16 protein-coding genes are annotated in these 19,694 nt (G+C 60.7%); 15 read left to right on the forward strand and 1 reads right to left on the reverse strand.

Annotated elements, in window-relative coordinates:
• Positions 1 to 21 precede the first annotated feature (21 nt).
• Entirely contained in the window at positions 22 to 1,278 is a 1,257-nt protein-coding gene (gene icd / locus J3P94_RS17645) for an NADP-dependent isocitrate dehydrogenase (protein ID WP_305495545.1), read from the reverse strand.
• 481 nt (positions 1,279 to 1,759) lie between these two features.
• Between icd and J3P94_RS17650 the strand changes: the two genes are divergently transcribed.
• From J3P94_RS17650 to nuoF, 15 genes are all read left to right on the forward strand, one after another.
• Positions 1,760 to 3,985 (forward strand): NADP-dependent isocitrate dehydrogenase, encoded by a 2,226-nt coding sequence (locus J3P94_RS17650; protein ID WP_434569016.1) that lies wholly within the window; start codon positions 1,760 to 1,762, stop codon positions 3,983 to 3,985.
• A 447-nt stretch (positions 3,986 to 4,432) separates the two neighbouring features.
• Positions 4,433 to 5,380 carry an IS110 family transposase gene (locus tag J3P94_RS17655; RefSeq protein WP_434568586.1) on the forward strand — a complete coding sequence of 316 codons (948 nt, stop codon included), beginning with the start codon at positions 4,433 to 4,435 and terminating at the stop codon, positions 5,378 to 5,380.
• A gap of 441 nt (positions 5,381 to 5,821) precedes the next feature.
• Positions 5,822 to 6,268 (forward strand): NUDIX hydrolase, encoded by a 447-nt coding sequence (locus tag J3P94_RS17660; RefSeq protein ID WP_434569017.1) that lies wholly within the window; start codon positions 5,822 to 5,824, stop codon positions 6,266 to 6,268.
• A gap of 59 nt (positions 6,269 to 6,327) precedes the next feature.
• Complete coding sequence (mnmA, locus tag J3P94_RS17665; protein WP_434569018.1) at positions 6,328 to 7,452, forward strand: tRNA 2-thiouridine(34) synthase MnmA; 1,125 nt, start codon at positions 6,328 to 6,330, stop codon at positions 7,450 to 7,452.
• Positions 7,449 to 8,072 (forward strand): high frequency lysogenization protein HflD, encoded by a 624-nt coding sequence (hflD, locus tag J3P94_RS17670; protein WP_305495552.1) that lies wholly within the window; start codon positions 7,449 to 7,451, stop codon positions 8,070 to 8,072. The genes mnmA and hflD overlap by 4 nt, the downstream gene beginning before the upstream one ends.
• A gap of 190 nt (positions 8,073 to 8,262) precedes the next feature.
• Positions 8,263 to 9,633 (forward strand): adenylosuccinate lyase, encoded by a 1,371-nt coding sequence (gene purB, locus J3P94_RS17675; RefSeq protein WP_434569019.1) that lies wholly within the window; start codon positions 8,263 to 8,265, stop codon positions 9,631 to 9,633.
• Between the two features lie 84 nt (positions 9,634 to 9,717).
• Entirely contained in the window at positions 9,718 to 10,884 is a 1,167-nt protein-coding gene (locus J3P94_RS17680; protein WP_434569020.1) for a JmjC domain-containing protein, read from the forward strand.
• Positions 10,877 to 11,302, forward strand: coding sequence for a GNAT family N-acetyltransferase (locus J3P94_RS17685; protein ID WP_434569021.1), 426 nt, complete (start codon positions 10,877 to 10,879; stop codon positions 11,300 to 11,302). The genes J3P94_RS17680 and J3P94_RS17685 overlap by 8 nt, the downstream gene beginning before the upstream one ends.
• 246 nt (positions 11,303 to 11,548) lie before the next feature.
• Entirely contained in the window at positions 11,549 to 12,310 is a 762-nt protein-coding gene (locus tag J3P94_RS17690; RefSeq protein WP_434569022.1) for a secretin N-terminal domain-containing protein, read from the forward strand.
• A gap of 505 nt (positions 12,311 to 12,815) precedes the next feature.
• Complete coding sequence (gene aceA, locus J3P94_RS17695; RefSeq protein WP_014337679.1) at positions 12,816 to 14,141, forward strand: isocitrate lyase; 1,326 nt, start codon at positions 12,816 to 12,818, stop codon at positions 14,139 to 14,141.
• Between the two features lie 630 nt (positions 14,142 to 14,771).
• Positions 14,772 to 15,185, forward strand: a complete 414-nt coding sequence (locus J3P94_RS17700) for an NADH-quinone oxidoreductase subunit A (protein WP_030141323.1) — start codon at positions 14,772 to 14,774, stop codon at positions 15,183 to 15,185.
• 10 nt (positions 15,186 to 15,195) lie between these two features.
• Positions 15,196 to 15,870 (forward strand): NuoB/complex I 20 kDa subunit family protein, encoded by a 675-nt coding sequence (locus J3P94_RS17705; protein WP_186609323.1) that lies wholly within the window; start codon positions 15,196 to 15,198, stop codon positions 15,868 to 15,870.
• A gap of 72 nt (positions 15,871 to 15,942) precedes the next feature.
• Positions 15,943 to 17,724, forward strand: a complete 1,782-nt coding sequence (nuoC, locus tag J3P94_RS17710) for an NADH-quinone oxidoreductase subunit C/D (protein ID WP_434569023.1) — start codon at positions 15,943 to 15,945, stop codon at positions 17,722 to 17,724.
• Between the two features lie 2 nt (positions 17,725 to 17,726).
• The gene (gene nuoE / locus J3P94_RS17715) at positions 17,727 to 18,224 is read left to right on the forward strand and encodes an NADH-quinone oxidoreductase subunit NuoE (protein WP_003180060.1); all 498 of its coding nucleotides are present in this window, start codon (positions 17,727 to 17,729) and stop codon (positions 18,222 to 18,224) included.
• Positions 18,221 to 19,579: an NADH-quinone oxidoreductase subunit NuoF gene (gene nuoF / locus J3P94_RS17720; RefSeq protein WP_434569024.1), complete on the forward strand. Its 1,359-nt coding sequence runs from the start codon at positions 18,221 to 18,223 to the stop codon at positions 19,577 to 19,579. Before nuoE ends, nuoF begins: the two co-directional genes overlap by 4 nt.
• Positions 19,580 to 19,694: the final 115 nt, after the last annotated feature.

Here is a 19,694-nt window from a genome sequence, read left to right on the forward strand (position 1 = left end):
TTCAGTTGCGTAACGATCCGCCTACATGTGCGAAATCAGTGCATCACCAAAGCCGGAAGACGATACCAGCTTGGCTCCGTCCATCAGGCGTTCGAAGTCATAGGTCACGGTCTTGGCCGAGATCGCGCCGTTGGTGCCCTTGATGATCAGGTCGGCCGCTTCGGTCCAGCCCATGTGACGCAGCATCATCTCCGCCGACAGGATCAGCGAACCCGGGTTGACCTGGTCCTTGCCGGCATATTTGGGCGCGGTGCCGTGGGTGGCCTCGAACATCGCCACGGTGTCCGACAGGTTGGCGCCCGGCGCGATACCGATACCGCCCACTTCGGCCGCCAGGGCGTCGGAGAGATAGTCGCCGTTGAGGTTCAGGGTCGCGATCACGTCGTACTCGGCCGGGCGCAGCAGGATCTGCTGGAGCATGGCGTCGGCGATGGCATCCTTGACCACGACATTCTTGCCGGTCCGCGGATTCTTGAACTGCATCCAGGGCCCGCCGTCGAGCAGGGTCGCGCCGAACTCTTCGGCCGCCACTTCGTAGGCCCATTCCTTGAAGGCACCTTCGGTGAACTTCATGATGTTGCCTTTGTGCACGATGGTCAGCGAATCGCGGTCATTGTCGACAACATATTGCAAGGCTTTGCGCGCCAGACGTTTGGTGCCCTGCTTGGAAACCGGCTTGACGCCGATACCGCAATCTTCGTCGAAGCGGATCTTGGTGACACCCATTTCCTCCTTGAGGAACTTGATGACCTTGGTGGCCTCGGCCGAACCAGCCTTCCACTCGATGCCTGCATAGATGTCTTCGGAGTTCTCGCGGAAGATTGTCATGTCGACATCGCCAGGTTTCTTCACCGGGCTTGGCACACCCTCGAACCAGCGCACCGGGCGCAGGCAGACATACAGGTCCAGCTGCTGGCGCAGCGCGACGTTCAACGAGCGGATACCGCCACCGACCGGCGTGGTCAGCGGGCCCTTGATGGAAACCACGTAGTCCTTGACCGCGTCCAGGGTTTCCTGGGGAAGCCAGGTGTCCTGGTCGTAGACCTGGGTGGCTTTTTCACCGGCATAGACTTCCATCCAGGAAATCTTGCGCTTGCCGCCATAAGCCTTCTCGACCGCGGCGTCGACGACCTTGATCATGACCGGACTGATATCAACGCCAATGCCGTCACCTTCAATGAAAGGGATGATCGGATTGTCGGGAACATTAAGAGAATGGTCTGCATTGACGGTGATTTTGTCACCGACGGCTGGAACCTGAATCTTTTGATACCCCATGCTGAACTCCATTGCTTGGATTGAACATCTGGCTGCGTTCGAGCGTACCCCAGTTGTATCGGCACGCAAACCCTACGTTCGGCCCATCCTCGGCAAATAAACCGAGTTCGCCGCGTACAAGCCTGAAAACCAAGGGAAAAGCGCCAAACTTGAGCATAGTCCAGCCCCGCGGCCTGCGACGTTTAGACCAATGGACGTGTACGGAAGTCTATGAACCGTCGGCAGATCGCCAGCTACCTATGTATAATGCCGCCGCTGACCACAGGGTCACGACGGCTGACGGCTCTATCACGAGACTTTCCGCCAATTTGAAAGCCGGACCGTTACCGCGGCCCGACCGCTTGACGCTCGACTGATGCACCCAACATCACCGCGAAGAAACCTCGACATTCGGCTCACGGATGACTTTGAACGAACGCGCTTACCCGGCGCCCCTCGAGTTTCTGCGCATGCTTTAGCAAAGAAGAGAGTTAATCCGAATATGCCCACCCGCTCGAAGATCATCTATACCTTCACCGACGAAGCGCCTGCCCTCGCCACCTATTCGCTGCTGCCGATCGTCGAAGCTTTCACCGCTTCGGCCGATATCGCCGTGGAGACCCGCGATATCTCCCTCGCAGGGCGCATCCTGGCCAGCTTCCCCGAGCAACTGGGTGACAAAGCCGTAGCCGACCACCTCGCCGAACTGGGCGACCTGGCCGTCACGCCTGAAGCCAACATCATCAAGCTGCCGAACATCAGCGCCTCGGTGCCGCAACTGCAGGCCGCGATCAAGGAATTGCAGGCCCAGGGCTACGCACTGCCGGACTACCCGGAAACCGTGACCACCGACGCCGAGAAAGAAGTCCGCGCCCGTTACGACAAGGTCAAGGGCAGCGCCGTGAACCCGGTCCTGCGCGAAGGCAACTCCGACCGCCGCGCGCCGCTGTCGGTGAAGAACTACGCTCGCAAGCACCCGCACAAGATGGGCGCCTGGGCTGCCGACTCCAAATCCCATGTGGCCCACATGAGCACCGGCGATTTCTACGGCAGCGAAAAAGCCGCCCTGATCGACGCCGCGGGCAGCGTGAAGATCGAGTTGATCGCCAAGGACGGTACTGCCACCGTCCTGAAGGAAAAAACCACCGTCCAAGCCGGTGAGATCCTCGATTGCGCGGTCATGAGCAAAAATGCCCTGCGCAATTTCATCGCCGCCGAAATCGAAGACGCCAAACAGAAAGGCGTGCTGCTGTCGGTTCACCTCAAAGCGACCATGATGAAGGTCTCCGACCCGATCATGTTCGGCCAGATTGTGGCTGAGTACTATAAGGACGCGCTGGCCAAGCACGCCCAGGTACTGGAGCAGATCGGCTTCAACCTGAACAACGGCATCGGCGACCTGTACGCCCGCATCAAGGCCCTGCCGGCCGAGCAGCAGGCGCAGATCGAAGCCGACATCCAGGCGGTCTATGCCGTTCGTCCGGCACTGGCGATGGTCAACTCCGACAAAGGCATCACCAACCTGCACGTGCCGAGCGACGTCATCGTCGACGCCTCGATGCCAGCCATGATCCGTGACTCCGGCAAGATGTGGGGCACCGACGGCCAGTTGCACGACACCAAGGCCGTGATCCCGGATCGCTGCTACGCGACCATCTACCAGGCCGTGATCGAAGACTGCAAGCAACACGGCGCCTTCGATCCGACCACCATGGGCAGCGTGCCGAACGTCGGCCTGATGGCCAAGAAAGCCGAAGAGTACGGCTCCCACGACAAGACCTTCCAGATCAAGACTGACGGTGTGGTCCGCGTCTCGGACAGCAACGGTCGCACCCTGCTGGAGCAGAACGTCGAGGCTGGCGATATCTTCCGCATGTGCCAGACCAAGGACGCGCCGATCCAGGATTGGGTCAAGCTCGCCGTCAACCGCGCCCGCGCCAGCAGCACCCCGGCAATCTTCTGGCTCGACCCGATGCGCGCCCACGATGGCGTGATGATCGAGAAGGTCCAGGCTTACCTGAAGGATCACGACACCAGCGGCCTGGAGATCCGCATCATGTCGCCTGTCGACGCGATGAAGTTCACCCTGGCGCGTACCCGCGAAGGCAAGGACACCATCTCGGTGACCGGCAACGTACTGCGTGACTACCTGACCGACCTGTTCCCGATCATGGAACTGGGCACCAGCGCCAAGATGCTCTCGATCGTGCCACTGATGAACGGTGGCGGCCTGTTCGAAACCGGCGCCGGCGGCTCGGCACCCAAGCACGTGCAGCAATTGCTGGAAGAGAACTTCCTGCGTTGGGATTCCCTGGGCGAGTTCCTGGCCCTGGCCGCATCCCTGGAACACCTGGGCGTGACCTACAACAATCCGAAAGCACTGGTGCTGGCCAAGACTCTCGACCAGGCGACTGGCGAATTCCTGGACCGCAACAAGTCGCCTTCGCGCAAGGTCGGCGGCATCGACAACCGCGGCAGCCACTTCTACCTGACCCTGTTCTGGGCCCAGGCACTGGCGGCCCAGGATGACGACGCAGCCCTCAAGGCGCAGTTCACCACCCTGGCCAAGACCCTGACCGACAACGAAGAAAAAATCGTTGCCGAGCTCAACGCGGTCCAAGGCAAGCCAGTGGACATCGGCGGCTACTACTTCGCCAACCCCGAGCTGACCAGCAAGGCCATGCGCCCGAGCAACACCTTCAACGCGGCGATTGCTGCGCTGATATAAGGTTGCAAGGAAACACCACAAACCCCGGCCCTGTGCCGGGGTTTGTGTTTCTGGCATTTACACTATCCGTCAGACAGCACCCGACCCTGTGGGAGCGAGCTTGCTCGCGATTGCAATTCATCATTCAATTCAAATATTGACTGACCCACCGCTATCGCGAGCAAGCTCGCTCCCACAGTTGGATTGGAGTACAGCCGCCAGAGACAGGTCGGCTGCCAGGCCGCCTTCGCGAGCAGGCTCGCTTGTATGGTAGGACTTGAAGGGAGGAGGAGGGACTAGGCTCGATTCTGACTGTTAGCCGCAGTACAGACCGTGGGAGATTTCACCCCTCCTCCTTTCACCCAAGCGCCGATAAAGAATGCATCTGGCCTAGACCGACGATAGGAACAAGCCTGCGCCTCTGGGTGAACCCTTCAAGTGTTCAAACCTTAGCCCGGAGGATTTTCAATGGCAATGCCCGTCGCCACCGCCCAGCCGATCGTAGGTGTGGATGTCGCCAAAGATGAGTTGGTGATTTATCACGCCCAATCCGATCGACTCGAAACGATCCCCAACACCAAAGCTGATATCAAGAAGTGGCTCAAGGCATTACCTGCGCCAATGGATGTCGCCATCGAAGCCACGAATATCTATCACCAGGACTTCGCCGATCTGGCTTATGCGCATGGCTGTGTGATTTATATGATCGGCGGTTACGAACTCAGTCATTACCGCAAAGGTGTGAAAATGCGCGCTAAAACCGATGCGCTGGATGCTCGGTTGTTGGCTCGCTACTTGAACAACGAAGGCCACCAGTTGCACCCTTGGTCCCCGCCATCGCCCCTGTATTGCAGGCTTATAAGCCTTTTCCGGCGGCGGGCAGCCTTGGTTCAGGCGCGTGTCAGCCTCAAGCAAAGCTGGTCAAACGAACCGTTGCTCAAAACGGCCTTTGAGAACCAGATAAAGGCCATGCAAAGACTCGAAATTTTGCTTGAGAAAACAATCCAGACGCAGTTGGATGCAGCCGGTTTGGGCAGTCAGCTCAAGCGCTGCATGAAAGTCGAAGGCATCGGTCTGTTAAGCGGTGCCCGTTTGCTCACGTCGTTCCAGCGTGGAGATTTCAGAAATGCCGATGCCTTCATCGCTTTTCTGGGTCTGGACCTGCGCATATCGGACTCGGGAAAAAAGAAGGGACGCCGCTGCCTGTCTAAGCGAGGTGATCCGGAGGCACGCCGATTGATGCACAACGCCGCGATGTCGGCGAGTCGCACGGCGGCGTGGAAGGGATTTTACGAGGGTTTGAGGTCCCGAGGGCTCAGCACAACCGAGGCATTGGTAGCGCTGGCCCGCAAGCTTGCCCGAGTGGTATTCGCTCTGTTGAAGAACCAGAGCGAATACTTACCAAAAGGCATTTAGGGGCTAGTCCTGCACCATAGAATCTCCCACAGGAGAAACGCGCTCTCACCAAGAACCAGGCCGGCTATCAGGCCGCCTCGCTTTTATCTTGATCTTGATCTTGATCTTGATCTTGATCTTGATCTTGATCTTGATCTTGATCTGGGGCGCCCCGTTAACCACGATGGCCGAACGCAGGCATTGCGCAGTGGGCAACCCGGCATGGATGCCGGGTTAGCCGCGCTGGGCCATGGATGGCCCTTCGCGGCGGCCCACGGAGCAATGCCGGAGTGAGGGCATGCCGAGCCTAGGCGAGGCACCGAGTGGTGGGGCAAAGCCTTTTTGGTTACTTTTTTGGCGTCTGAAAAAAGTGACCCGCCGTAAGGGCGGAACCCTAAGCAGCCGTGACCGCAGCAATGGATATGTACTCAGCCAACCAAATCCGAGAAATAGAGGAATCTCATGAACTGGCAACCCCACATCACCGTCGCCACCATCGTCGAAGACCACGGCCGCTTCCTGATGGTCGAAGAATCCAAGGGCGGACGAGCAGTGCTCAACCAGCCCGCCGGCCACCTGGACCCGAACGAAACACTGATCCAAGCCGCCATACGTGAAACCCTCGAAGAAACCGGCTGGGACGTCGAACCCACCAGCATCACCGGCATCTACCTCTACACCGCCCCGAGCAACGGCGTGACCTACCAGCGGGTCTGCTTCGCCGCCAAAGCCCTGAAACACCACCCGGACTATCAACTGGACGACGGCATCCTCGGCGCCAAGTGGCTGACCTGCGACGAATTGCTGGCACAGCGCGACCGCTGGCGCAGCGAGCTGGTCATCCGCTGCATCGACGATTACCTGGCCGGCCATCGCCACAGCCTGGAGCTTATCCGCCCTTCTCTTTAGCCTTGCACGCCCGGGCCTGATAGAATCGCGTCCTTTTTCAAGACACTCATTGAATTCCTATGCGTGATCCAGCCTCTTCGAACACCCCCAAGCAACGCGTCATAGTCGGCATGTCCGGCGGCGTGGACTCTTCCGTTTCCGCCCTTCTGCTGATCGAGCAGGGTTACGAGGTGGAAGGCCTGTTCATGAAGAACTGGGAAGAAGACGACGGAACCGAATACTGCACCGCCATGGACGACCTGGCGGACGCCCAGGCCGTCTGCGACCGGATCGGCATCAAGCTGCACACCGCCAACTTCGCCGCGGAATACTGGGACAACGTGTTCGAGCACTTCCTCGCCGAATACAAGGCCGGTCGCACGCCGAACCCGGACATTCTCTGCAACCGCGAAATCAAGTTCAAGGCGTTCCTCGACTACGCCATGATGCTCGGCGCCGACCTGATCGCCACCGGTCACTACGTGCGCCGCCGCGACATCGACGGTCGTACCGAGCTGCTCAAGGGCCTGGACCCGAACAAGGACCAGAGTTATTTCCTGCACGCCGTCGGCGGTGAACAGATCGCCAAGACCCTGTTCCCGGTGGGCGAGCTGGAAAAACCCGAAGTGCGCGCAATTGCCGAGAAACATGACCTGGCCACCGCCAAGAAGAAGGATTCCACCGGGATCTGCTTCATTGGCGAACGGCGCTTCAGCGATTTCCTCAAGCAATACCTGCCGGCCCAGCCGGGCGAGATCAAGACCACCGAAGGCGAAGTCATCGGCCGCCACCACGGTCTGATGTACCACACCATCGGCCAGCGCCAGGGCCTGGGCATCGGCGGCTTGAAAGATGCCGGTGAAGAGCCCTGGTACGTGCTGGTCAAGGACCTGGAGCACAACGAGCTGATCGTTGGCCAGGGCAATGACCATCCATGGCTGTTTTCCCGCGCCCTGCTCGCCTCCGACATCTATTGGGTCAACCCGATCGACCTCAGCGAACCGCGCCGCCTGACCGCCAAGGTTCGCTACCGCCAGAGCGACCAGCCCTGCACCCTGGAAAAAACCGCCAGCGGCTATCGCGCCACGTTCGATGATCCGCAGCGCGCGGTCACGCCCGGCCAGTCCGTGGTGTTCTACGACGGTGAAGTCTGCCTCGGCGGCGGCGTGATAGAAGTCGCCGAGCCATGGAGCAGCCAGGCATGACGCCGATCCAGGAACAACTGACGGCACTCGGCGGGGTGTTTCTCGCCGCGGTGCTGGTGGACCGGATCGCCAAGACCGGCCAGGCCACCGAAGCTGGCCTGGGCTGCATGCTCGGCAGCCTGCTGGTGCGCGACCCCAAGGACACCCTGGAAGTCTACGGGGGCGATGACCTGAACCTGCGCGAAGGCTATCGTGCGCTGATCGGCGCCCTGGAGCGCGACCCCAGTGCCCTGCAACGCGAGCCGCTGCGCTACGCCCTGTCGATGCTGGGCCTCGAGCGTCAGCTGGCCAAGCGCGACGACCTGCTGGAGACCATCGGCAAACGCCTGCCGCAGATCCAGTCCCAGGTCGAACACTTCGGCCCGTCCCACGAAAACGTGATCGCTGCTTGCGGCGCGCTGTACCAGGACACCTTGAGTACCCTGCGCCAGCGCATCCAGGTGCATGGCGACATGCGTAACCTGCAGCAGCCTAGTAACGCTTCAAAGATCCGCGCCCTGTTGCTGGCCGGGATTCGCTCGGCGCGGCTGTGGCGACAACTGGGCGGGCATCGCTGGCAACTGGTGATCAGCCGGCGCAAATTGCTGAAAGAGCTTTACCCGTTGATGCGCAACGAATAAGTCGCCTCGACCTGCTTGTGGACATTGAGGGGCTGCTTTGCAGCCCAGCGGGAGCAAGCGCCCTCGCCACAGGTAATGAACAGTTTTATCTCGATACGCGCAACACGTCGGTCAGTTGGCAACGGACCGGCGCTGGATTTCATGTATGATACGCGCCCCATTTCGTTGCCCGACTGTCCGAGAACACCCCATGCAGCTCTCTTCGCTCACTGCGGTTTCCCCTGTAGACGGCCGCTACGCCGGCAAAACCCAGGCCCTGCGCCCTATTTTCAGCGAGTACGGCCTGATCCGTGCCCGCGTTCTGGTTGAAGTGCGCTGGCTCCAGCGCCTGGCCGCTCACCCTGGCATTGGCGAAGTACCGGCCTTTTCCGCCGAAGCCAACGCGGTACTGAACGCCCTGGCCGACGATTTCGCGCTGGAGCACGCCGAGCGCGTCAAAGAGATCGAGCGCACCACCAACCACGACGTCAAGGCCATTGAATACCTGCTCAAGGAGCAGGCGGCCAAGCTGCCGGAACTGGCCAACGTCAGCGAGTTCATCCACTTTGCCTGCACCAGCGAGGACATCAACAATCTGTCCCACGCTCTGATGTTGCGCGAAGGCCGTGACGAGGTGATGCTGCCCCTGATGCGCCAGACCGCCCAGGCCATCCGCGAACTGGCGATCCGCTTCGCCGACGTGCCGATGCTGTCGCGCACCCACGGTCAACCGGCTTCGCCGACCACCCTGGGCAAGGAACTGGCAAACGTGGTGTATCGCCTGGAGCGCCAGATCGCCCAGGTGGCCGCCGTGCCACTGCTGGGCAAGATCAACGGCGCCGTGGGCAACTACAACGCCCACCTGTCGGCCTACCCGGACATCGACTGGGAAGCCAACGCCCGCGCCTTCATCGAAGACGAGCTGGGCCTGAGCTTCAACCCGTACACCACCCAGATCGAACCGCATGACTACATCGCCGAGCTGTTCGACGCGATCGCGCGCTTCAACACCATCCTGATCGACTTCGACCGTGACATCTGGGGCTACATCTCCCTGGGTTACTTCAAGCAGCGCACCATCGCCGGCGAAATCGGTTCCTCGACCATGCCGCACAAGGTCAATCCGATCGACTTCGAAAACTCCGAAGGCAACCTGGGCATCGCCAACGCGCTGTTCCAGCACCTGGCGAGCAAGCTGCCGATTTCCCGCTGGCAGCGCGACCTGACCGACTCCACCGTGCTGCGCAACCTGGGCGTAGGTTTTGCCCACAGCGTCATCGCCTACGAGGCCAGCCTCAAGGGCATCAGCAAGCTGGAACTGAACGAGCAGAAAATCGCCGCCGACCTGGATGCCTGCTGGGAAGTCCTGGCCGAGCCGATCCAGACCGTGATGCGTCGCTACAACATCGAAAACCCCTATGAAAAGCTGAAAGAACTGACCCGTGGCAAGGGCATCAGCCCGGACGCGTTGCAGACTTTCATCGAGGGCCTGGACATGCCTGCCGAGGCCAAGGCAGAGCTGAAGAAACTGACCCCGGCCAGCTACATCGGCAACGCGGCGGCACAAGCCAAGCGCATCTGACACATCGCTTCACCTTTGAGACGCCCGGCCGCGCCGGGCGTTTTTATTCGCGTCTGAAAAGTATATTTTTTCAATAGGTTACACATGAATTCTGACATTCCACTGCAACTCCTGGGCGGTATCACGGCACGGGAGTTCCTGCGCGACTACTGGCAGAAGAAACCCCTGCTGATCCGCCAGGCCATTCCTGACTTCGAAAGCCCGATCGACGCCGACGAACTGGCCGGCCTTGCGCTTGAGGAAGAGATCGAGTCACGCCTGGTGATCGAACACGGCGAGCGTCCCTGGGAATTGCGTCGCGGCCCGTTCGCCGAAGACGAATTCAGCAAACTGCCGGAGCGCGAGTGGACCCTGCTGGTGCAGGCGGTCGACCAGTTCGTACCGGAAGTCAGCGAGCTGCTGGAGCATTTCCGCTTTTTGCCGAGCTGGCGCATCGACGATGTGATGATCAGCTTCGCTGCCCCAGGTGGCGGCGTCGGCCCGCATTTCGACAACTACGATGTGTTCCTGCTGCAGGGCCACGGCAAGCGCAACTGGAAAATCGGCCAGATGTGCAACTCCGAAAGCCCGCTGCTGCCCCATGCAGACCTGCGCATCCTCGCCGATTTCGAGGCGACCGAGGAATGGGTCCTGGAACCTGGCGACATGCTCTACCTGCCGCCGCGCCTGGCCCACTGCGGCGTCGCCGTGGATGACTGCATGACCTATTCGGTGGGTTTCCGCGCACCGAGCGCCGCCGAGGTGCTGACCCATTTCACCGATTTCCTCAGCCAGTTCCTGCCGGACGAAGAGCGCTACACCGACGCCGATGCGCGGCCTGTCGCCGATCCGCATCAGATCCAGCATGACGCCCTGGACCGACTCAAGGGCCTGCTGGCCGAGCACATGAGCGACGAGCGCCTGCTGCTGACCTGGTTCGGCCAGTTCATGACCGAGCCGCGCTATCCGGAACTGGTCGTCGGCCCGGAGCTGGAAGAGGACGATCTGCTGGCCGGCCTGGAACAGGGCGCAGTGATCATTCGCAACCCGAGCGCTCGCCTGGCCTGGTCGGAAGTCGATGAAGACCTGTTGCTGTTCGCCAGCGGCCAGAGCCGTTATTTGCCGGGCAAATTGCGCGACCTGTTGAAGATGATCTGTGCCGCCGACGCGCTGCACATCGAAAACCTCGGCCCATGGCTGGCCGACGAGGACGGTCGCGGCCTCATTCATGAATTGGTCAAGCAAGGTAGCCTGGGGTTCGCCGATGAATAAAATTCACGTTAGTGTCGCAGACTGGCAAAAGGATAACGCCGAGATCCGGCGCATTCGTGAAGCGGTATTCATTGCCGAGCAATCCGTGCCGCCGGAGTTGGAGTGGGATTCGGATGACCAGGACGCCGTGCATTTCCTGGCCTTCGAAGGCGACTTCCCCATCGGCACCGCGCGCCTGCTGACCGATGGCCATATCGGCCGCGTCTCGGTCCTGAAGGATTGGCGCGGCCTGAAAGTCGGCGATGCGCTGATGCACGCAGCAATCGCCGAGGCCGAGAAGCGCGGGCTCAAGCAGCAGATGCTCAGCGCCCAGGTGCACGCCACGCCGTTCTACGAGCGACTGGGGTTTGCGGTGGTCAGCGAGGAGTTCCTCGAAGCGGGGATTCCTCATGTGGACATGGTCCGTCATTCGACCTAATACCCCTGTGGCGAGGGAGCTTGCTCCCGCTGGGCTGCGCAGCGGCCCCCGCTTTTTGGGGTCGCTTCGCGACCCAGCGGGAGCAAGCTCCCTCGCCACAAAGGCAGCCTGCAACAACATCCTGCAACGCCCAAAACGCCCCGCCATCCACCGATGCCGGGGCGTTTTGCCGTCTACCATTCAACTTGCCCCACCCGGGGCCGACAAACTGGCAATATCCAGCTTTTGTCTCGCGGAGAAATGGACATGTCCCTACGTACCCTGCTGACCACCCTGCTGCTCGGTTGCAGCCTGTCAGTCATGGCGGCTACCGAAATCGTGCCGCTGAACTACCGCACCAGCGCGGACTTGCTGCCGGTGGCGCAGAACTTCATCGGCAAGGATGGCCAGGTCAGCGCTTACGGCAACCAACTGATCGTCAACGCCGAACCCGGCAAGATCGAAGAACTTCGACAATTCCTGGCGCAGCTCGACGTGGCTCCCAAGCGCTTGCTGATCACGGTCGACACCAATGAAAACAACCTGCAAGGCGACCAGGGTTACTCGATCAACGGAGCCGCACCCAGCCAGACCCGCATCATCAACCGCAGCACCGCCAGCCGTGACGGCGGCGTGCAGCAGATCCAGGCCAGCGAGGGCCAGCCGGCGCTGATCCAGGTGGGCCAGAGCGTGCCCTTCACCAGCAACCAGACCGACGGCTATGGGCGCATGCAAAGCCAGACCGAATACCGCAACGTCACCCAGGGTTTTTACGTAACGGCCAGCGTCACCGGCGAGACCGTTCATCTGAGCATCAGCACCAACCGTGACCGCATGAGCCAGGAACGTCCCGATGTAGTGAACGTGCAAAGCACCGACACAACCGTCAGCGGGCGCCTGGGCGAGTGGATCACCTTGGCCGGGGTGAATCGGCAGAATCAGGCCGATAAACAAGGCCTGACCCGCAGCTACTCGACCCAAGGCCGGGATGACATGATTTTGCGGGTCAAGGTCGATACGCTGAACTGAAGCACCAGAAACTGACTGATAAGTCGTATTAGACCAAAGATGTAGTGCCTGAAAAAAAGCACTACAAAACGTTTGACGAGCCAAAAAACCGAAGGCATGATGGCCTCGCTCCCGCTAATCAGGGGCCCTGGCAAGGGCCTTCGGGTCGACGCTTGCAACTACCCTGCGAGCCGATTCGTGTCTGTACCGCCCACAAGGTGTGTTTGACGAGGTTGCGACTGGAACGAAGTTGTCCCGAGGGACGGAAGCGTAACTAGGTAACCCGGCATCACTCTGAGTTCGTATGAAGGCCCACGACGCCCGAATGCGCCCGCAGCTCGCCCCTACCTGCTCACTTTCCCCTCGAGCCCATCGTTCATCCCGTCGCCTCCCCGCCTCAACCGACTTGTACGCCAGCCTCCTGGTCAGCGAGCAGCCCTTCACACCAATGATTGGTGCGATTGACGAGCTGGAACCTTCCAGCCCGGAACGACCATCCATACAAGACGCGACGAGGTTTATTTCCATGGCACTGACACGCGAACAGCAAATTGCAGCCCTTGAAAAAGACTGGGCTGAAAACCCGCGCTGGAAAGGCGTGAAGCGCAATTATTCGGCTGCTGACGTCGTCCGTCTGCGTGGCTCGGTGCAACCTGAGCACACCTTCGCGAAAATGGGCGCCGAGAAGCTGTGGAACCTGGTCACCCAGGGCGCCAAGCCAGCCTTCCGTCCCGAGAAAGACTTCGTCAACTGCATGGGCGCCCTGACCGGCGGCCAGGCTGTGCAGCAGGTCAAGGCCGGTATCCAGGCCATCTACCTGTCGGGCTGGCAAGTGGCCGCGGACAACAACTCCGCCGAGTCCATGTACCCCGACCAATCGCTGTACCCGGTGGATTCGGTTCCGACCGTGGTCAAGCGCATCAACAACTCGTTCCGTCGCGCCGACCAGATCCAGTGGAAAGCCGGCAAGAACCCGGGCGACGAAGGCTACATCGACTACTTCGCGCCAATCGTGGCTGACGCCGAAGCCGGTTTCGGCGGTGTACTGAACGCCTACGAACTGATGAAAAGCATGATCGAGGCAGGCGCCGCCGGCGTGCACTTCGAAGACCAACTGGCCTCGGTCAAGAAATGCGGCCACATGGGCGGCAAGGTACTGGTTCCTACCCAGGAAGCCGTACAGAAGCTGACCGCCGCGCGCCTGGCCGCCGACGTTGCCGGCGTACCGACCATCATTCTGGCCCGTACCGACGCCAACGCCGCTGACCTGCTGACTTCCGACTGCGATCCGTACGACCAGCCGTTCGTCACCGGCACCCGTACCCAGGAAGGCTTCTACAAGGTGCGCGCCGGTCTCGACCAGGCCATCGCCCGTGGCCTGGCCTACGCCCCGTACGCCGACCTGATCTGGTGCGAAACCGCCAAGCCGGACCTGGACGAGGCTCGTCGCTTCGCCGAAGCGATCAAGAAGGAATACCCGGACCAACTGCTGTCGTACAACTGCTCGCCTTCCTTCAACTGGAAGAAGAACCTGGACGACGCGACCATCGCCAAGTTCCAGCGCGAACTGTCCGCCATGGGCTACAAGCACCAGTTCATCACCCTGGCCGGTATCCACAACATGTGGCACAGCATGTTCAACCTGGCGCACGACTACGCCCGCAACGACATGACCGCCTACGTGAAGCTGCAAGAGCAGGAGTTCGCTGACGCCGCCAAAGGCTACACCTTCGTGGCCCACCAGCAGGAAGTCGGCACCGGTTACTTCGACGACATGACCACGGTGATCCAGGGCGGTACCTCGTCGGTGACCGCACTGACCGGCTCGACCGAAGAAGAACAGTTCCACTGATTGCACGCGTAAACGGCCCTTGCGGACCGAATAAAAGCTAACCGCAAAGCCGACGATTTGAAGCCCCGACTGGTTCGGGGCTTTTTTTTGCCTATGCTTCGCAGACTGCCCCCTACCTTTGTGGGAGCGAGCTTGCTCGCGATAGCGTCAGGCCAGTTGAAATGCAGATGACTGACACACCGCTATCGCGAGCAAGCTCGCTCCCACAGGGAAATGAGTGCATACGCAGAAAAATTGATCGAACGCAGTAACGGGCAGTCTGAAAAAGAGTAAAACGGCCGGCGCTGACAACTGCGGTCTCCGCTATATAAGACATGTTCTCAGTTGTTGCATCGAGCCCATACGGCGATCACAGGCCAAACAATAATAATTATCATTTGAAGGGCGTTTTCATTGTTACATCCAAAACGAAATTCCATTGTGCATTCGACGGCCAATCCCCACGGGGCCGGGCTCGCGAGGTCGTGGAGGCGCGCTATGTCCTTATTCCAATAAATAATTTCGCTATAGGAATTTTACTTGCCCGGTGTTTAGCCATAAAATCACCGCGATTGATTGCTGCGACATATCGTCACTGCGTTATTTCTTTTCAAGCTCAGAGGCCTTTGCTCTCTGTTAAGGATTTCCAGCATGCCCGAAGCGACAGGACTCATGGCCCACAACTGGGGCTTTGCCATTTTCCTTCTGGGTGTTGTCGGCCTGTGTGCCTTCATGCTCGGCGTGTCGAGCCTGCTCGGGTCAAAAGCCTGGGGCCGCAGCAAGAATGAACCGTTCGAGTCCGGCATGCTGCCTACCGGTGGCGCCCGCTTGCGGCTCTCAGCCAAATTCTATCTGGTCGCGATGCTCTTCGTGATCTTCGATATCGAAGCCCTTTTTCTCTTTGCATGGTCTGTGTCCGTCCGCGAAAGCGGCTGGACCGGATTCGTCGAAGCTCTCGTTTTCATAGCAATTCTGTTGGCAGGTCTTGTCTACCTTTACCGGGTGGGGGCTCTTGATTGGGCTCCGGAAGCTCGGCGCAAGCGGCAGGCGAAGCTGAAACAATGAGGCTTTGGCAATGCAATACAATCTCACCAGGATCGACCCCGATGCTCCTAACGAGCAATATCCGATCGGCAAGCGGGAAACCGTTTCCGATCCGTTAGAGGATCAAGTTCACAAGAACATCTTCATGGGCAAGCTCGAAGACGTGCTGAACAGCACGGTCAACTGGGGTCGCAAGAACTCCCTGTGGCCGTACAACTTCGGCCTTTCGTGCTGCTACGTGGAAATGACCACCGCCTTCACGGCGCCCCACGACATCGCGCGCTTTGGCGCCGAGGTGATCCGGGCATCGCCGCGCCAGGCGGACTTCATGGTTATCGCCGGTACGCCGTTCCTGAAAATGGCTCCCATCATCCAGCGCCTGTACGAACAGATGCTGGAACCCAAGTGGGTCATTTCCATGGGCGCGTGTGCCAACTCCGGCGGCATGTACGACATTTATTCCGTGGTCCAGGGAGTCGACAAGTTCCTCCCGGTGGATGTCTACGTGCCCGGCTGCCCGCCCCGCCCCGAAGCGTTCCTGCAAGGCCTGATGCTGCTGCAGGAATCCATCGGCCAGGAGCGTCGCCCACTGTCCTGGGTCGTCGGTGATCAAGGCGTCTATCGCGCCGACATGCCGTCGCAAAAGGAACAGCGCCGCGAACAGCGAATCGCAGTCACCAACCTGCGCAGCCCCGACGAAGTCTGATCCAGCTCTGTTCTGTAGAAGAAACGAGAACCTGGCTTCATTCTTTACGTTGACCGAAAGCGATAAATAACCATGACTACAGGCAGTGCTCTGTACATCCCGCCTTACAAGGCAGACGACCAGGATGTGGTCGTCGAACTGAACAACCGCTTTGGCGCCGAGGCGTTCACCGCCCAGGCCACCCGCACCGGCATGCCGGTGCTTTGGGTTGCCCGCGCCAGGCTCATCGAAGTCCTGACTTTCCTGCGCAACCTGCCCAAGCCGTACGTCATGCTCTATGACCTGCACGGCGTGGACGAGCGCCTGCGCACCAAGCGCCAGGGGCTGCCGGGCGCCGACTTCACCGTGTTCTACCACCTGCTGTCGATCGAGCGTAATAGTGACGTAATGATCAAGGTCGCCTTGTCCGAGAGCGACCTCAGCGTGCCGACCGTGACCGGCATCTGGCCGAACGCCAACTGGTACGAGCGTGAAGTCTGGGACATGTTCGGCATCGACTTCCCCGGCCACCCGCACCTGACCCGCATCATGATGCCGCCGACCTGGGAAGGTCACCCGTTGCGCAAGGATTTCCCGGCCCGCGCCACCGAGTTCGACCCGTACAGCCTGACCCTGGCCAAACAGCAGCTCGAGGAAGAATCCGCGCGCTTCAAGCCGGAAGACTGGGGCATGAAGCGTTCCGGCGCCAACGAGGACTACATGTTCCTCAACCTGGGCCCGAACCACCCTTCGGCCCACGGTGCGTTCCGTATCATCCTGCAACTGGACGGTGAAGAGATCGTCGATTGCGTCCCGGACATCGGCTACCACCACCGTGGCGCCGAGAAGATGGGCGAGCGTCAGTCCTGGCACAGCTATATTCCGTACACCGACCGCATCGATTACCTCGGCGGTGTTATGAACAACCTGCCGTACGTCCTGTCGGTGGAAAAACTGGCGGGCATCACGGTGCCGGACCGAGTCAACGTGATCCGCATCATGATGGCCGAGTTCTTCCGCATCACCAGCCACCTGCTGTTCCTGGGTACCTATATCCAGGACGTGGGCGCCATGACGCCGGTGTTCTTCACCTTCACCGACCGCCAGAAAGCCTACACCGTGATCGAAGCCATCACCGGTTTCCGCCTGCACCCGGCGTGGTACCGCATCGGTGGCGTTGCCCACGACCTGCCGCGCGGCTGGGAAAAACTGGTCAAGGATTTCGTCGAGTGGATGCCCAAGCGCCTGGACGAATACACCAAGGCTGCGTTGCAGAACAGCATCCTCAAGGGGCGTACCGTCGGCGTCGCCGCGTACAACACCAAGGAAGCGCTGGAATGGGGCGTCACCGGACCGAGCCTGCGCGCCACCGGCCTTGATTTCGACCTGCGAAAGGCGCGCCCGTACTCTGGCTACGAGAACTTCGAGTTCGAAGTCCCGCTGGCGTCCAGCGGCGATGCCTATGACCGCTGCCTGGTTCGCGTCGAGGAAATGCGCCAGAGCGTCAAGATCATCGAGCAATGCATGCGCAACATGCCGGAAGGCCCGTACAAGGCGGACCACCCGCTGACCACGCCGCCGCCAAAAGAGCGCACGCTGCAACACATCGAGACCCTGATCACGCACTTCCTGCAGGTTTCGTGGGGCCCGGTCATGCCGGCCAACGAATCCTTCCAGATGATCGAAGCGACCAAGGGCATCAACAGTTATTACCTGACGAGCGATGGCGGCACCATGAGCTACCGCACCCGGATTCGCACCCCAAGCTACCCGCACCTGCAGCAGATCCCTTCGGTGATCAAAGGCAGCATGGTCGCGGACTTGATCGCGTACCTGGGTAGTATCGATTTCGTTATGGCCGACGTGGACCGCTAAGCATGAACAGCACGCTTATCCAGACAGACCGTTTCGCCCTGAGCGAAACCGAGCGCTCGGCCATCGAGCACGAGCTGCATCACTACGAAGACCCGCGCGCGGCGTCGATCGAAGCCCTGAAGATCGTCCAGAAGGAACGTGGCTGGGTGCCCGATGGCGCGCTCTATGCCATCGGCGAAATCCTCGGCATTCCGGCCAGCGACGTCGAAGGTGTCGCCACGTTCTACAGCCAGATTTTCCGCCAGCCGGTGGGCCGCCACATCATTCGCGTCTGCGACAGCATGGTCTGCTACATCGGCGGCCACGAGTCGGTGGTCAGCGAAATCCAGGGCAAGCTGGGTATCGGCCTGGGCCAGACCACCGCCGACGGCCGCTTCACGCTGCTGCCGGTGTGCTGCCTGGGCAACTGCGACAAGGCACCGGCGCTGATGATCGACGACGACACCTTCGGTGACGTCAAGCCTGATGGCGTCGCCAAACTGCTGGAGGGCTACGTATGACCCTGACTTCCTTCGGGCCCGCCAACCGCATCCAGCGTTCGGCCGAAACCCATCCCCTGACCTGGCGCCTGCGTGACGATGGCGAGGCGGTGTGGCTGGACGAATACCAGGCGAAGAACGGCTATGCCGCCGCGCGCAAGGCGTTCGCCGACATGGCTGCCGACGACATCGTCCAGACCGTGAAAGACGCCGGCCTCAAGGGCCGTGGCGGTGCGGGCTTCCCCACGGGCGTGAAGTGGGGCCTGATGCCCAAGGACGAGTCGATCAACATCCGCTACCTGCTGTGCAACGCGGACGAGATGGAGCCCAACACCTGGAAAGACCGCATGCTGATGGAGCAACTGCCCCATCTGCTGATCGAAGGCATGCTGATCAGTGCCCGCGCGCTGAAAACCTACCGTGGCTACATCTTCCTGCGCGGCGAATACACCACCGCCGCCAGGCACCTGAACCGTGCCGTCGAAGAAGCCAAGGCCGCCGGCCTGCTGGGCAAGAACATCCTGGGCTCAGGCTTCGACTTCGAGCTGTTCGTCCACACCGGCGCCGGGCGCTACATCTGCGGTGAAGAAACCGCGCTGATCAACTCCCTCGAAGGCCGCCGCGCCAACCCACGCTCCAAGCCGCCCTTCCCTGCCGCCGTTGGCGTCTGGGGCAAGCCGACCTGCGTGAACAACGTCGAGACCCTGTGCAACGTGCCAGCGATCATCGCCGACGGCGTGGACTGGTACAAATCCCTGGCCCGTGACGGCAGCGAAGACATGGGCACCAAGCTCATGGGCTTCTCCGGCAAGGTCAAGAACCCTGGCCTGTGGGAACTGCCGTTCGGCGTCACCGCCCGCGAGCTGTTCGAGGACTACGCCGGCGGCATGCGCGACGGCTACAAGCTCAAGTGCTGGCAGCCCGGCGGCGCCGGCACCGGTTTCCTGTTGCCGGAACACCTGGACGCCCAAATGTATGCCGGCGGCATCGCCAAGGTCGGCACCCGGATGGGTACCGGCCTGGCGATGGCGGTGGACGACAGCGTCAACATGGTCTCGCTGCTGCGCAACATGGAGCAGTTTTTCTCGCGTGAATCCTGCGGTTTCTGCACCCCTTGCCGCGACGGCCTGCCGTGGAGCGTCAAGCTGCTGATGGCCATCGAGAACGGTGAAGGCCAGCCCGGCGACATCGAGACCCTGCTGGGCCTGGTGGGTTTCCTCGGCCCAGGCAAGACCTTCTGTGCTCACGCACCGGGTGCCGTGGAGCCGCTGGGCAGCGCAATCAAATACTTCCGCCCTGAATTCGAGGCCGGCATCGCGCCAACCCGCGCGGGCGATCTCAATCAGGTGGTCACGCCGACCATGGTCGGCGCGTAACGACGCTTAACAAGGCGAAGGGTCCGTGCCCTTCGCCTTTCGTTCGATGACGCCTTTTCACCAAGGCTGTTTGGATTCGGACGAACAACAAGATTCCATTAGCCACGCCCGCTGA

The organism is Pseudomonas sp. Z3-8, assembly GCF_051131975.1.
Lineage (GTDB): Bacteria > Pseudomonadota > Gammaproteobacteria > Pseudomonadales > Pseudomonadaceae > Aquipseudomonas.